Source organism: Actinospineispora acaciae DSM 45401, assembly GCF_000620785.1.
Taxonomy (GTDB): Bacteria; Actinomycetota; Actinomycetes; order Mycobacteriales; family Pseudonocardiaceae; genus Pseudonocardia; species Pseudonocardia acaciae.
The window spans coordinates 322451-335583 of record NZ_JIAI01000007.1; the positions used below are offsets into that span (position 1 = coordinate 322451).

A 13133-nucleotide genomic window follows, 5' to 3' on the forward strand; every position below is an offset into this window, starting at 1 on the left:
ATGCGAAAGTAACCAGCGACGAGCGCCCCTCAGCCCCGCCGGCGAGTGAGGCGAGTAATGGCCGGCTCTGACCACGGCTCCGGGACGCCGAGCACGGCGTGCGCGGCGGCGACGAGCAGCTCGGTCAGCTCGGCGCGGGGCAGGCCGCTGCGGAAGTGGGCGACGGACTGGATGGCCCCGATCGCGGCGTGCACCGCCACCCGGGCGGCCACGTCGGACAGCCCCGGCCGCAGCCCGACCAGCACGTGCACCCACTCCTCGATGTAGTGCCGCTGCATCCGGCGCAGCCGCCGCCGGTCCGGCTCCGGCAAGGTGAGCAGCTCGCGCTGGTAGAGCAGCACCAACGGGCCGTCCTCCAGGATCACGTCGATCTGGCCGAGGACCAGCGCGCCCAGCGCCTGCCGGTCGTCGCGGGCTGCCGCGACCGCCGCGTACGCCTCGGCCAGCAGCCGTTCCATCACCCGGTCCAGCAGCGCCACCAGCACCGCGAGCTTGCCGTCGAAGTGCCGGTAGATCCCGGAGCCCACGATGCCCGCGGCGGAGCCGATGTCGGCCATGGTGACCGCGTGGTAGCCCCGGTCGGCGATCAGCTCGGTGGCCGAGAGCAGGATCCGCTCCCGCCGTTCCGGATCCCGTGACCTGCCGGCCGGAGCGGGTGCGGACGGACCCGGGGTCGGCATGCCGGCCTCCTGGTACGGCGTAGGGCTGGCCCACGGACGTCGAGACCGCACGGGTGAGATCGTCCACAGTGGACCGATGTGATCAGAGCGTGTCCTGGCACGTTAGCTCGGCTCCCCACGGGTTGGGAAGGCATCACGGCGACCCGGTCGGGTATCACCTCAGCAACTTCTCCAACGGCTCACAGGAGCGTCACAGGTGCCCGGCTCAGAGTTGAGGCATGAGCAACACGCCGGTGGAACCGTACGGAAGGAACCCGTACCAGACCACGCCGTACGGCACCACGACGCCGTACGGTCAGCTCCCCCCGCCCGAGGCGACCGCGCCGGGGCTGGGTTCGGGCTCGCCGCCGCCGGGGATGCCCCCGCCCGGGATGCCGCCGCCGGGAATGCCGCCGGCGCCGCCCGAGGGGCCTCGGCCGAGGCGTGGCCGGCGGATCGCCGGGATGGTCGCGGTCGCGGTGGTCGCCGCCGCGGTCGGTGGCGGCGTCGGGGGCGCCATCGGCCACCAGGGATCGTCGCCCAGCAGCTCGGCGGTCGGGACGCTGAACCAGCCGTTGCCGCCCGCCGGTGACCTGCCGGCCGGCGCGGTCAGCTCGGTGGCCCAGCACGTGCTGCCCAGCGTCGTCCAGCTGCAGGGCGCCGCCGGTGAGGGCTCCGGGGTGGTGCTGTCCTCCGACGGGCTCATCCTGACCAACGCGCACGTGCTCTCCGTGGCGCGCGGCGGGCAGCTCATCGCGACGTTCCAGAACGGCGACAGCAAGCCGGTCCGCGAGGTGGGCCGGGACACCAGGGCCGACCTCGCGGTGGTCCGCGCGCAGGACGTCTCCGGGCTGACCCCGATCGAGCTGGGCAACTCCGACGGGCTGAAGGTCGGCCAGCAGGTGATCGCTGTCGGCTCCCCGCTCGGCCTGGCCGGCACGGTGACCAGCGGCATCGTCAGCGCGCTGAACCGCCCGGTGGAGACCAGCGACGCGCCGAGCCCGGGCGGCGGCGCGGGCGGCGGTGGTGGCGGCGATCTCGGCGGGCTGCTCTCGCAGGCGCCCCCGACCTCGGTGATGGACGCGGTCCAGACCGACGCCGCGATCAACCCCGGCAACTCCGGCGGCCCGCTGGTGGACATGCAGGGCCGGATCGTCGGGATCAACTCCGCGATCGCCCGCAACGGCTCCACCGGGCTCGGCTTCGCCATCCCGATCAACCAGGCCAAGCGGATCGCCGACGAGCTGGTCGCGCACGGCAAGGCCAACCAGGCCCAGCTCGGGGTCTCGGTCCGCGACTCCACCCCCAGCGGCGCCCAGCTGATGGGCGTGCAGCCCGACTCGGCGGCCGCCAAGGCCGGGCTCAAGCCGGGCGACGTGGTGACCAAGATCGGCGACCGGCGCGTCGGGGACGCCGACGCCCTGGTGGCCGCCATCAACTCCGCGACCCCCGGCAGCAACGTCACGCTCACCGTCACCAGCGGCGCCGGCGAACCCCGGACCGTGCCGGTGACCCTGGGCAGCGTGCCCGCCGACTAGGCCCTCCCCTGAAGGCCAGCCACCCGGTGGGGAGCCCGGGTCCTGGCCGGGGCCGGGTGGGGACCACTGACCAAGCGGTCCCCACCCCGGCTCTGTTCTACGTAAAGTCATGGCCATGGGGATACAGCGCGACCCGCACCGCCCGGAAAGCAACCACACGCAGAGCGCTCGTCCAGCCCCGCCGGCGAGTGAGGCGACAATGAAGGTGCGAATCGGTGTCGGGTCCGTTCCGGTCGGTGTGCAGGGTCCGGGGGTCGGCCCCGACCTCGCCGACCTGGTCGACGAGCTGGAGGCGCACCGGATCGACTCGGTGTGGCTGTCCGACCTCGTCTCCGCCCGGCACACCACCGACCCGCTGATCGGGCTGGCCTACGCGGCCGGTCGCACCGAGCGGCTCAAGCTCGGCACCGGCGTGCTGGTGCTGCCGGGGCGCAACCCCGCGCTGGTCGCCGCGCAGCTCGCCGGCCTGGCCGCGCTGGCCCCCGGCCGGGTGCTGCCCGCGTTCGGGGTGCGCCCGGCGCTGGCCCCGGACCGCACCATGTTCCCGGTGCCGGACGGGCGGCGGGCCGAGGCGTTCGAGGAGGCGCTGGTGGTGGTGCGGGCGCTGCTGACCCGCCCGAGCGTCACGCACCACGGCGAGTTCTTCCAGTTCGACGAGGCGTCGGTGGCCCCGCTGCCGGCCAAGCCGCTGGACCTGTGGCTGGGCGGGCGGCTGCCGGTCGGGATGCGCCGCATCGGCCGGCTGGCCGACGGCTGGCTGGGCAGCTTCGTCACGCCCGAGGAGGCCGCCGTCTGCCGCTCGCAGATCGAGGCGGCCGCCGCCGAGGCCGGCCGGGAGGTCGAGGAGGACCACTACGGGACGAACGTGCTGGTCGCCCCGGACGGCTACCAGGAGTCCGACCTCGACGCCGCGCTGGCCACCGCGCTGCGCCGGCGCAAGGACGTGGACCCGGACCGGCTGATCTGCCGGGGCTGGGCGGCCGCCCGCGACGAGCTGCGCCGGTTCGTGGACGCCGGCCTGACCAAGTTCGTGGTCCGCCCGGCCACCCCCGTCACCTCCCGCCGCGACTTCCTGGACCAGCTCACGACCGAGCTCCTCCCCCTCCAAACCTGACACCGCGCCCGCACCCGTACCCCATCGGCGCCCGTACCCCCCATCGGCGAGTCGGGCGCCTGAGCACACTGAGTCGCGCTCTCGGCATACGGCAATGTCACACGGCAATGTGCTGGAACGCCCGACTCAGTGTGCCGAGACGCCCGACTCGCGGGTGGGGTACGGGTGGGATACGGGCGGGGTGCGGGTGCGCGGCTACGGCTGTTCGGTGAGGGGGAGGCGGACCTGGAAGCGGGTGTCGCCGGGCTCGGACTGGACGCGCAGGTCGCCGTGGTGGCGGTTCACCACGACGCGCCAGCTGACGTCCAGGCCGAGGCCGGTGCCCTCGCCGACGCCCTTGGTGGTGAAGAACGGCTCGAAGACGCGCTTGCGGTTCTCCGGCGGGATGCCGGGGCCGGTGTCGCCGATCTCGACCAGCACGTTCTCCCCGTCCAGCGCGGTGCGCAGCGTCAGCGTCCCGGACTCGCCCATCGCGGACAGCGCGTTGTCGATGATGTTGGTCCAGACCTGGTTCAGCTCGGCGGGGTAGGCCGGGATCTTCGGCAGCGAGCGATCGAAGTCCTTGACCACGCTCACCCCGTGCCCGAGCTTGCCGGCGAACATCACCAGGGTGGCCTTGAGGCCGTCGTGCACGTCGATCCACTGGAACGGGGCGCGGTCGAGCTGGGAGTACTGCTTGGCGGCGCCGACCAGCGCGGTGATCCGGTTCGTGGAGTCGGTGATCTCGCGCAGCAGGCTCTCGGTCTCGACGGTGTAGGCCAGCCAGCGCATGGCGCCGGACAGCGACTCCGGGCCGGCCGCGACCGCGACCTTCTCCAGGTCCTCGACCCGCAGGCCGGCGGCCACGAACACCGGCGCCATGTCCCAGCCGCCGTCCACGTCGTGGTCGTCGAGCCAGTCGGCCAGCTCGTCCTCCAGGTCGCTGGCCTGCACGGCGGACAGTTCAGGCGCCTCGTGCACCCGGTCGGCGAAGTCCTCCTGGATGCCGGTCAGCGCCAGCAGCGCGTCCTTGTCCAGCTTGCCCTCGGCGAGCATGGCCAGCTTGTGCCGCATGCCGGCCACCCGGTCGCGCAGGGTGGAGGTGGCGCGCGCGGCGGCGGCGGCCGGGTTGTTCAGCTCGTGGGTCAGGCCGGCGGAGAGCTTGCCGAGGGCGAGCAGGCGCTCGCGCTGGCTGGTGATGGCCTGGCCCCGGCGGGTGCCCAGCACCATGCCCTGCAGCAGGTGCACGGCCATCGGGAACCACTCCCGGAACGCCTCGGCGAACGGGCGCGCCGGCAGCGCCAGCAGCCGCAGGTCGGAGATGGCCCGCGCGGACAGCGCGTAGCCCTGCTCCAGCGACTCCTCCAGGTAGAACGTGACGGCGCCGAAGTACACCCCGACCTGGTCGGTGCGGGAGGTCTCCACCCGCTCGCCGCCGATCATCCGGCTGGTCGCGACCGTTCCGGACAGCAGCACCCAGAAGCACTCCGCCGGGTCGCCCTCGGCGAACACCTCGGTGTCGGCGGCCACGTCCACCTCGTCGGCGTTGTGCTTGACCCAGTCCAGCTGCTCGTCGGTCAGGTCGGTGAACAGGAACAGCTCGCGCAGCCGCTCGTTCGTCAACTGGATGCTCATCGCTCCCCCAGGTACCTGTGCACCAGGGTGACGGCCATCGCGCCCTCGCCGACGGCCGAGGCCACCCGCTTCACCGACTCCGCCCGCACGTCGCCGGCCACGAACACGCCGGGCACGCTGGACTCCATGAAGTACGGGTCCCGCTCCAGCGTCCAGCCGGGCGGGCGTTTGTTCTCGCGCAGCAGGTCGGGGCCGGTGCGGACGAAGCCGCGCTCGTCGCGGACCAGCACCCCGTCCAGCCACTCGGTGCGCGGCGCGGCGCCGATGAACACGAACAGGTAGCTGGCGTCGACGGTCTCGAGGCTCGACGCAGTGCCGTCCCGGTTGTCCCGCAGGGTGAGCCGCTCCAGGTGGCCGTCGCCGTGCGCCTCGGCCACCTCGGTGTGGTTGCGCACCGAGACGTTCTCGATCCCTTCGAGCTGCTGGATCAGGTAGTGCGACATGGAGCTGTGCAGCGACTCGCCCCTGATCAGCAGGACCACGCGCTTGGCGTGGCGGGCGAAGAACACGGCGGCCTGGCCCGCGGAGTTGGCGCCGCCGACGATGTAGACGTCCTGGCCCGCGCAGGCCGGCGCCTCGGTCACCGCGGAGCCGTAGAACACGCCGCTGCCGGTCAGCTCGTCCACGCCGGGGGCGTCGAGCTTGCGGTACGACACCCCGGTGGCCAGCACCACCGAGTGCGCCGCGATCTCCGAGCCGTCGCCGAAGTGCACCACCCGCGCCGAGCCGCGCGCCTCCAGTTGGGTGACCTCGCGCGCGGACAGCGTCTCGGCGCCGAACTTGCGGGCCTGGCGGCGGGCGCGGTCGGTGAGCTGAGCGCCGGAGACACCGTCCGGGAAGCCGAGGTAGTTCTCGATGCGCGAGCTCTGCCCGGCCTGGCCGCCGGTGGCGCGGCGCTCCACCAGCACGGTGCGCAGGCCTTCGGAGGCGCCGTAGACCGCCGCGCCCAGCCCGGCCGGCCCGGCGCCGACCACCACCAGGTCGTAGAACTCGGCGGCCGGCTGGGTGGAAAGGCCCACGGCGGCGGCGATCTCGGTGTCCGAGGGGTGGCACAGGCAGACACCGTCCGGGGTGATCACCACCGGGACGTCCTCGGCGACCCGGCCGGACGCCTCCAGCAGCCGCTGGCCCTCCGGCTCGTCCACGCTGAAGTACCGGTACGGCACGGCGTTGCGGGCCAGGAAGTCGCGGGCCTTGAACGAGGGCGCCGACCAGCGGTGGCCGACGACCTTGGTCTCCTCGACGGCGGTGTCGCCGGTCGCGCGCCAGGTCTCCACCAGCGCGTCGACCACCGGGTAGAGCTTCTCCTCGGGCGGGTCCCACGGCTTGAGCAGGTAGTGGTCGACGTCCACCAGGTTGATGGCCTGGATCGCGGCGTCGGTGTCGGCGTACGCGGTGAGCAGCGCGCGGCGGGCGCGGGGGAACAGGTCCATCGCCTGCTCCAGGAACTCGATGCCGTTGAGCTGCGGCATCCGGTAGTCCGCGAGCATGGCGGCCACCACGTCGCCGCGCAGCTTCAGCTCGCGCAGCGCGTCCAGCGCGTCCAGCGCCGAGTCCGCGCGCACGATCCGGAACTCCTCGCCGTAGCGCCGCCGCAGGTCGCGAGCCACCGAGCGGGAGACCCCGGGGTCGTCGTCCACGGTCAGCAGTACGGGCTTGCCCATGGGTTCCATCCTCTCTCCAAACCGGGCACTGTGGCGAACTCCGTTTTCCGCCGTTCGCCTAACCTCGTGCTCGTGACCGCCGATGCACTGGCCGAAACCGCGCTGACCGGCGCGCCGGCCGCCGTGAGCCCGCCCGGGCCGACGCCGTGCCTGGTGATGGACCTCGCGGTGGTCCGGGCGCGGTATGCCGAGCTGCGGGCGGCGCTGCCGGGGGCGCGGGTGTACTACGCGGTGAAGGCGAACCCCCGGGCCGAGGTGCTGGGCGCGCTGGCGGACGCGGGCTGCGGGTTCGACGTGGCGTCCCCCGGGGAGATCGAGGGGGCGCTCGCGGCCGGGGGGCGGGCGGAGCGGCTGTGTTACGCCAACCCGGTGCGGACGCCGGCGGATGTCGCGGCGGCGGCGGGGCACGGGGTGTCGCTGTTCGTCACCGACAGCGGCGAGGACCTGGAGGTGCTCGCGGACGGGGCGCCGGGGGCGTCGGTGCTGGTCCGGCTGGCGGTGGACGACACGGGGTCGGCGACGCCGTTCGGCGGCAAGTTCGGGTGTTCTCCGGCGAGGGCGGTGTCGCTGCTGCTGCAGGCGGCGTCCTCGGGGCTGGATCCGGCCGGGCTGAGCTTCCACGTCGGCTCGCAGCAGTCCCGGCCGGCGGCGTGGGCGGATGCGATCGCCGTTGCCGCTTCGGTGGCGGCCGATGCGGGGCTGGCCGTGAGGATTCTGGACGTGGGTGGCGGGTTCCCGGTGCCGTATCGGACGCCGGTGCCCCCGGTGGCGGAGTTCGGCGCGGCGATCGAGGCGGCGGTGCGCCGGCACTTCCCGGGGCGGCGGGCGCCGGAGCTGGCGGTGGAGCCGGGGCGGCTGCTGGTCGCCGAGGCGGGGGTGCTGCACGCGTCGGCGGTCCGGGTGAGCGTGCGGGACGACGGGCGCAGGTGGGTGTACCTGGACGTGGGGAGGTACGGCGGTCTGGCCGAGACGGAGGGTGAGGCGATCGGCTACCGGCTGGCCACCGACCACGACGGCCCGGGGGTCGAGCTGGCGCCGGCGGTGCTGGCCGGGCCGACCTGCGACGGCGACGACGTGCTGTACCGGGAGGTCGCGCTGCCGGCCGCGCTGCGCTCCGGTGACGCCGTGCGGCTGCTCGCCGCCGGGGCGTACACCGCCAGCTACGCCTCGGTCGGGTTCAACGGGCTGCCGCCGCTGGCCGTCCGCTGTGTGGACTCCGTTGGACCTGGATCATGACCGCCCCCGACTTCGCCGGCCGGCACGTGCTCGCGGAGCTGTCCGGGGCGAGCCCGGAGCTGCTGGACGACGAGCAGGCGGTGCGTGCCGCGCTGGCGGGCGCGCTGGGTGAGGCCGGCGCCAGGGTGCTCGACGTGGTGTCGCACCGGTTCGACCCGCGCGGGCTGACGGTGCTGGCCATGCTCGCCGAGTCGCACGCCTCGGTGCACACCTGGCCGGAGCGCGGCGGCGCCTTCGTCGACGTGTTCACCTGCGGAAACTCCGCGGACCCGGAGCGCGCGGTGGAGCTGCTGGCCAAGCGGCTCGGCGCCCGGCTGGCCCGCCGCGAGACGGTCCGCCGGGGCGGGGGCGCGCCTGCGGGGGTGCGCGAGCCGCTGTCCGCCGGGCTGCACCGGGTGTGGGACGTCACCGAGGTGCTCTGGTCCGGCCGGACCGCCTACCAGGACGTGCTGATCGGGCGGACCGCGCACGGCGTCACGCTGTTCTGCGACGACGAGCGGCAGAGCGCGCACGCCAGCCAGCTCGTGTACCACGAGGCGCTGCTGGTGCCCGCGCTGCTGCTCGCCGAGCGCGTCGAGAACGTGCTGGTGATCGGCTCCAGCGAGGGGGTGGTCAGCGAGATCGCGGTGGCCGCCGGCGCCCGCCGGGTGGACCACGTGGACATCGACGCCGAGTGCGTGCGGGCCTGCGCCCGGTACCTGCCCTACGGCTACACGCTTGACACGTTGGAAGCCGCCGAACGCGGCTCCGGGCACATCGCGGTGCACTACGCCGACGGCTGGGAGTTCCTGTCCGGCGCGGCGCACGACTACGACGTCGTGGTCGTCGACCTGCCCGACGAGCGGCCCGACGACCCCGCCGCCCAGCACAACCGGCTCTACGGCACGGACTTCCTGCGCCGCGCCGCCTCGGTGCTGCGGCCCGGCGGCGTGCTGACCGGCCAGGCCGGGTGCGCCACGCTCTGGCGCAACGACACGCTCCGCTCGTCCGTGAAACGTTTCAACGAGGTCTTCCCCACCGTCCTGCACTACGGCTCCGACGAGCACGAATGGTCCTTCCTGACCGGCTCACCCCGCCCCGTCCAGGACCCCGTACGAACGGTGACCACCCGCCTTCCCACCCTCCCCTACCGCCCGGCCACCCTGGACGCCGCCGCGCTGCGCCGGGGCGCCGTCGCGCCGCATGCGCTCAGGCGGCCTGAATGACGAACACCAGCACCGCCGTGCACCCCGCGAGCATCCCCGTCGCGTTGAGGAACAGGTTGCGCCCGAAGTCGCGCACCCTGACGTGCGCCGACACCGCGATCACGAAGTAGGCCACCAGCGCCGCGCAGGTCAGCACGGCCAGCGGCGGGAACCAGATGCCGGCCACCAGGCCCGCCGCCGCGGCCACCTTCAGCGGCGGCAGCAGCTTCCAGAGCCGCTGGGGGTAGTGCACGTCCAGCAGGCACTGCCGGATGAACGCGACGGGCTTCGCGCACATCACGGCATCGCCGACCTGGACCACGGCGAGTGCGACCAACGGCCACCACGGGGTAATCATCGAAACTGCTCCTTGCGTCCCGTTAGAACGTCCTGACTCGTCGTAGGACGACGTGGGCCGCCCGAACGTCAGGTGGCCGCACCTGACATCGCGGGCCTGCGTACCGTCATTCACTACATGGGAGACGACGAGGATCGGCGGCGGCTGCGCAACATCGCCTACCGCCTGCTGGGTTCGGTGGACGACGCCGAGGACGTGGTGCAGGAGACCTACCTGCGCTGGCACCGGCTCGACGACCAGTCACGCCGGGAGATCCGGTCGCCGAGGGCGTGGATGACGCAGGTGGCCACCCGCATCTGCTACGACCACCTCGGCTCCGCCCGGGTGCGCCGGGAGAGCTACGTCGGCTCGTGGCTGCCGGACCCGGTCCCGTCCGAGCCGCCCGCCCAGGTCGTCGACCCCGCCGACCGGGTGACGCTGGACGAGTCGGTGCGGATGGCGCTGCTGGTGCTGCTGGAGACCATGACTCCGGCCGAGCGGGTGGCGCTGGTGCTGCACGACGTGTTCGGCATGCCGTACGCGGAGATCGCGCGCACCGTCGGCCGCACGCCGCAGGCCTGCCGCCAGCTCGCCTCGTCCGCGCGCAAGCGGATCAAGGCCGCGCGCACCGCCGCCACCTCGCGCGACGAGCACGAGCGGATCGTCGCGGCGTTCGTGCGCGCCTGCGCGGACGGCAACCTGGACGCGCTGGCCGCCGTGCTCGCCCCCGACGTGGTCGCCACCACCGACAGCGGCGGCAAGGTCCCGTCCGCGCGCCGCCCGGTCGCCGGCGCCGCGCGGGTGGCCCAGCTCATGCTCGGCATCGCCACCCTGCACCGCTCGGCGACGTTCGAGGTCACCACGGTGAACGGCCTGCCGGGGATCGTGGCGTACGAGGACGGTCGGGTGGTCGCCGTCTCGGGCGTCGACGTCGCCGGCGGCCTGGTCACCCAGCTCTGGATCGTCACGAACCCGGACAAGCTCACGCACTGGCAGGCCGGCTAGCGCTCCTCGATCTCGGCGAACCGCAGGACGCTGTCGCCGATCCCCCACCCGCCGTCGGGGACCTCCTCGACGAGGACCATCGTGTTCGGTCGGGCCCGCTCGCCGTAGATCTCGGCGTACAGGTCGGTGGTGCGGTGCACGATCAGCTCCATCTGCTCGGCGGTCAGGGAACCGGCGGGCACCTTGAAGTTGGCGTAGGGCATGTCGTTCTCCTTGGCTGTCGTCAGATGATTCCGCCGTTGGCCCTGATGACCTGGCCGTTGACCCAGTGCCCGCTCGGCCCGGCCAGGAACGCGACGACGTCGGCGATGTCGGCCGGCGTGCCGAGGCGCTCCAGCGGCGGCTGGGCGGCCAGGCGGGCGATCGTCTCCTCGTCCTTGCCGTCGAGGAACAGGTCGGTGGCGGTCGGCCCCGGGGCGACGGCGTTGACGGTGACGTCCCTGCCGCGCAGCTCGCGCGCCAGGATCATCGTCAGCGCCTCCACCGCGCCCTTGCTCGCGGTGTAGGCCCCGTACCCGGGGAACGCCAGCCCGACCACCGAGGTCGAGAAGGTGACCAGCGCCCCACCCGGCCGCAGCCGGCGCGCGGCCTGCTGGGCGACCACGAACGCGCCGCGAATGTTCGTCCGGTGCACGTCGTCCAGGACCGCGAGGTCCAGGTCCGCGACCGTCGACCAGGACGCCTTGCCCGCCGCGTGCGCCACCACGTCGACGCCGCCGAACGCCGCCTCGGCCGCGTCGAACAGCGCGGCCACGGCATGCTCGTCGGCGACGTCGGCCTGTACGGCGATCGCCCGCCCACCTGTTTTCTCGACCGCGCGCACCGCATCCTCGGCCAGGTCCTTGCGCCCGGCATAGCCCACGACGACGGCGTAACCGTCCGCCGCCAGCCTGGTCACGATCGCACTGCCGATACCGCGTGAGCCGCCGGTCACGATGGCGACCCTCTCGTCGTTGCTCATGCTCACACCCTGTGCCCGCCAGCCACCCGCAACCAGGGGACGTCACCCCCTGGCTGGGACCGACCGGCGCACGGACACTGGTCGATGTGAACCTGGCAGAGCTCGGCGCGTTCCTGAAGTCACGACGCGACCGGATCCGGCCCTCCGACGTCGGCCTGCCGGCCGGCCCCCGCCGCCGGGTCCCCGGACTGCGGCGGGACGAGGTCGCCCAGCTCGCCGGCGCGTCCGTCGACTACTACATCGAGCTGGAACGCGGGCGCGGCGCGCAGCCGTCCGAACAGATGGTGGCCGCCCTGGCCCGCGCGCTGCGCCTGACCCTGGACGAGCGCAACCACCTCTACCACCTGGCCGGCCGCCCGCTGCCGCCCTCCGGCGGGCCGGCCGCGCACATCCACCCCGGCATGCTCGACCTGCTCGACCGCCTGACCACCACGCCCGCGCAGGTCATCACCGACCTGCACGTCACGCTGGTGCAGAACCGCCTGGCCGTCGCCCTGCTGGGCCCCGCCCCCGCCGCGAGCGCCCCCGACGCCAGCTTCGTCCACCGCTGGTTCACCGCCCCGTCCGCGCGCGCCATCTACCCGCCCGAGGACCACCCGCACCACTCCCGCACCTTCGTGGCCGACCTGCGCGCCGCCGTCGCCCGCCGAGGCCCCCGCGACGCCGAGACCGCCACGCTCGTGACCGAGCTGCACCGCCGCAGCGCCGAGTTCGCCGCCCTGTGGGACCGCCACGACGTCGCCGTCCGCCGCTCCGACCGCAAGCGCATAGTCCACCCGACCCTCGGCACCATCGACGTCAACTGCCTCAACCTGTTCAGCGAGGACGGCCGCCAACGCCTGCTCTGGTTCACCCCCGCTGTCGGCACCGACTCCGTCGAACAGCTCGACCTGCTCTCCGTCCTCGGCACCCAGGACCTCACGCCCGAACGCCGCTGAACCGTCGGTGGCCGGCTGTACGTTCGTGGGTTGATGGACGAGCTGGACGAGAGGCTGGACCGGATCGGGCGGCAGCCCTTCCGCGCGAAGTTCCGGCTGCGCGGGCGGGATCGCGCGGTGGTCGACCTGCGCGGGATCATGACCGTCCGAAAGCACACCGAGGATCTGATCGGACGCAGGCTGGCCCCGGCCGAACCGCGCAACGACGGCCGCCAGACCCCGTATCGAGGGCATCCCACCTTCGTCGCCCAGCACGCCACCGCGACGTGCTGTCGCACCTGCCTCGCGCGCTGGCACGGCATCCCCGCCGGGCACGCGCTCGACGACGCCGAGCGGGCCTACGTGGTGGAGGTGATCTGCCGGTGGATCGTCAAGCAGTACGCGCCGCACCGCCCGCCAGCGTGATCAAGTGGGGCTTGACCTGCGAAGGTGGCTCCTCCGACTGGACTCGAACCAGTAACCCTGCGGTTAACAGCCGCATGCTCTGCCAATTGAGCTACGGAGGATCGCTTAGGTGCCAGGCGGGCTCGCCGCCGACGTGTCAAAGGATAGCCCACCGCGTCGGCGGGGCTACAGCCCCTCCCCGGCTTGTGGGCAGGGCGTCGCCGCCGCGGCAGGATGGAGGGCGAGTCGACGCTGGGAGGATGCACATGATCCCGTTCTTGCTCGGTGCGGCGGTCGGGTATGTGCTCGGTGCCCGGGCCGGCCGTGAGCGGTATGAGCAGTTGGCGCGGACGTATCGGCGGCTGGCCGACCACCCGGCGGTGCAGGGCGCGGCGGGCATCGCGAAGGCCAAGATGGTGGACGCGGTGAGCGCGGCGGCCGGGGCTCGGCGGGAGCCGTTGGCCAGTACGAACGGTCGGGGTGGCGCGGCGTCCTGAGC

13 protein-coding genes, 1 tRNA gene and 2 pseudogenes are annotated in these 13133 nt (G+C 73.4%); 9 read left to right on the forward strand and 7 right to left on the reverse strand.

The window, feature by feature from the left end; genetic code table 11:
- Positions 1–29: 29 nt before the first annotated feature.
- Complete coding sequence (locus N912_RS55515) at positions 30–680, reverse strand: TetR/AcrR family transcriptional regulator (protein ID WP_037067169.1); 651 nt, start codon at positions 678–680, stop codon at positions 30–32.
- A gap of 218 nt (positions 681–898) precedes the next feature.
- Here N912_RS55515 and N912_RS55520 point away from each other — a divergent pair, with 218 nt between their 5' ends.
- A complete protein-coding gene (locus tag N912_RS55520; RefSeq protein ID WP_051580971.1) occupies positions 899–2197 on the forward strand; it encodes a S1C family serine protease in 1299 nt (432 codons plus the stop codon).
- A gap of 199 nt (positions 2198–2396) precedes the next feature.
- Entirely contained in the window at positions 2397–3311 is a 915-nt protein-coding gene (locus N912_RS0129535) for a TIGR03854 family LLM class F420-dependent oxidoreductase (protein ID WP_028925219.1), read from the forward strand.
- A 195-nt stretch (positions 3312–3506) separates the two neighbouring features.
- Here N912_RS0129535 and N912_RS0129540 read toward each other — a convergent pair whose 3' ends face one another.
- Positions 3507–4925 carry an ATP-binding protein gene (locus N912_RS0129540; RefSeq protein ID WP_028925220.1) on the reverse strand — a complete coding sequence of 473 codons (1419 nt, stop codon included), beginning with the start codon at positions 4923–4925 and terminating at the stop codon, positions 3507–3509.
- On the reverse strand, positions 4922–6589 hold the full coding sequence (locus tag N912_RS0129545) for an FAD-dependent oxidoreductase (RefSeq protein WP_028925221.1): 1668 nt from the start codon (positions 6587–6589) through the stop codon (positions 4922–4924). Before N912_RS0129545 ends, N912_RS0129540 begins: the two co-directional genes overlap by 4 nt.
- A 72-nt stretch (positions 6590–6661) precedes the next feature.
- Between N912_RS0129545 and N912_RS55525 the strand changes: the two genes are divergently transcribed.
- The 3 genes and pseudogenes from N912_RS55525 to N912_RS0129555 form a co-directional block, all read left to right on the forward strand.
- Complete coding sequence (locus tag N912_RS55525; protein WP_245645482.1) at positions 6662–7825, forward strand: type III PLP-dependent enzyme; 1164 nt, start codon at positions 6662–6664, stop codon at positions 7823–7825.
- Positions 7822–8169: pseudogene (speD, locus tag N912_RS65925) on the forward strand (adenosylmethionine decarboxylase); the annotation flags it as partial. The gene N912_RS55525 and the pseudogene speD, both read left to right, overlap by 4 nt.
- Before the next feature lie 192 nt (positions 8170–8361).
- Positions 8362–9030, forward strand: a pseudogene (locus N912_RS0129555) (spermidine synthase); the annotation flags it as partial.
- Here the strand turns inward: N912_RS0129555 and N912_RS0129560 are convergent.
- Positions 9014–9367, reverse strand: a complete 354-nt coding sequence (locus N912_RS0129560) for a DoxX family protein (protein ID WP_028925223.1) — start codon at positions 9365–9367, stop codon at positions 9014–9016. The pseudogene N912_RS0129555 and the gene N912_RS0129560 overlap by 17 nt on opposite strands.
- Before the next feature lie 117 nt (positions 9368–9484).
- Between N912_RS0129560 and sigJ the strand changes: the two genes are divergently transcribed.
- Positions 9485–10351, forward strand: coding sequence for an RNA polymerase sigma factor SigJ (gene sigJ, locus N912_RS0129565; protein WP_037067386.1), 867 nt, complete (start codon positions 9485–9487; stop codon positions 10349–10351).
- Here the strand turns inward: sigJ and N912_RS0129570 are convergent.
- The gene (locus N912_RS0129570; protein WP_028925225.1) at positions 10348–10554 is read right to left on the reverse strand and encodes a tautomerase family protein; all 207 of its coding nucleotides are present in this window, start codon (positions 10552–10554) and stop codon (positions 10348–10350) included. The genes sigJ and N912_RS0129570 overlap by 4 nt on opposite strands.
- A gap of 20 nt (positions 10555–10574) precedes the next feature.
- Positions 10575–11312 carry an SDR family oxidoreductase gene (locus N912_RS0129575; protein ID WP_037067389.1) on the reverse strand — a complete coding sequence of 246 codons (738 nt, stop codon included), beginning with the start codon at positions 11310–11312 and terminating at the stop codon, positions 10575–10577.
- 86 nt (positions 11313–11398) lie between these two features.
- Between N912_RS0129575 and N912_RS0129580 the strand changes: the two genes are divergently transcribed.
- Positions 11399–12250 carry a helix-turn-helix transcriptional regulator gene (locus N912_RS0129580; RefSeq protein WP_028925227.1) on the forward strand — a complete coding sequence of 284 codons (852 nt, stop codon included), beginning with the start codon at positions 11399–11401 and terminating at the stop codon, positions 12248–12250.
- 33 nt (positions 12251–12283) lie between these two features.
- Positions 12284–12655: a DUF4186 domain-containing protein gene (locus N912_RS0129585; RefSeq protein WP_028925228.1), complete on the forward strand. Its 372-nt coding sequence runs from the start codon at positions 12284–12286 to the stop codon at positions 12653–12655.
- 25 nt (positions 12656–12680) lie between these two features.
- Here N912_RS0129585 and N912_RS0129590 read toward each other — a convergent pair.
- Positions 12681–12756: transfer RNA gene (locus N912_RS0129590), tRNA-Asn, on the reverse strand.
- 144 nt (positions 12757–12900) lie between these two features.
- On the opposite strand from N912_RS0129590, the gene N912_RS55530 reads away from it, so the two are divergent.
- Positions 12901–13131, forward strand: a complete 231-nt coding sequence (locus N912_RS55530) for a hypothetical protein (RefSeq protein WP_037067392.1) — start codon at positions 12901–12903, stop codon at positions 13129–13131.
- Positions 13132–13133: the final 2 nt, after the last annotated feature.

Excerpts from the sequence above, each read along its gene's own strand:
- N912_RS55515 (WP_037067169.1), bottom strand. The coding sequence starts at position 680 with ATGCCGACCCCGGGTCCGTCCGCACCCGCTCCGGCCGGCAGGTCACGG.
- N912_RS55520 (WP_051580971.1), top strand. The coding sequence starts at position 899 with ATGAGCAACACGCCGGTGGAACCGTACGGAAGGAACCCGTACCAGACC.
- N912_RS0129535 (WP_028925219.1), top strand. The coding sequence starts at position 2,397 with ATGAAGGTGCGAATCGGTGTCGGGTCCGTTCCGGTCGGTGTGCAGGGT.
- N912_RS0129540 (WP_028925220.1), bottom strand. The coding sequence starts at position 4,925 with ATGAGCATCCAGTTGACGAACGAGCGGCTGCGCGAGCTGTTCCTGTTC.
- N912_RS0129545 (WP_028925221.1), bottom strand. The coding sequence starts at position 6,589 with ATGGGCAAGCCCGTACTGCTGACCGTGGACGACGACCCCGGGGTCTCC.
- N912_RS0129560 (WP_028925223.1), bottom strand. The coding sequence starts at position 9,367 with ATGATTACCCCGTGGTGGCCGTTGGTCGCACTCGCCGTGGTCCAGGTC.
- sigJ (WP_037067386.1), top strand. The coding sequence starts at position 9,485 with ATGGGAGACGACGAGGATCGGCGGCGGCTGCGCAACATCGCCTACCGC.
- N912_RS0129570 (WP_028925225.1), bottom strand. The coding sequence starts at position 10,554 with ATGCCCTACGCCAACTTCAAGGTGCCCGCCGGTTCCCTGACCGCCGAG.
- N912_RS0129575 (WP_037067389.1), bottom strand. The coding sequence starts at position 11,312 with ATGAGCAACGACGAGAGGGTCGCCATCGTGACCGGCGGCTCACGCGGT.
- N912_RS0129585 (WP_028925228.1), top strand. The coding sequence starts at position 12,284 with ATGGACGAGCTGGACGAGAGGCTGGACCGGATCGGGCGGCAGCCCTTC.
- N912_RS55530 (WP_037067392.1), top strand. The coding sequence starts at position 12,901 with ATGATCCCGTTCTTGCTCGGTGCGGCGGTCGGGTATGTGCTCGGTGCC.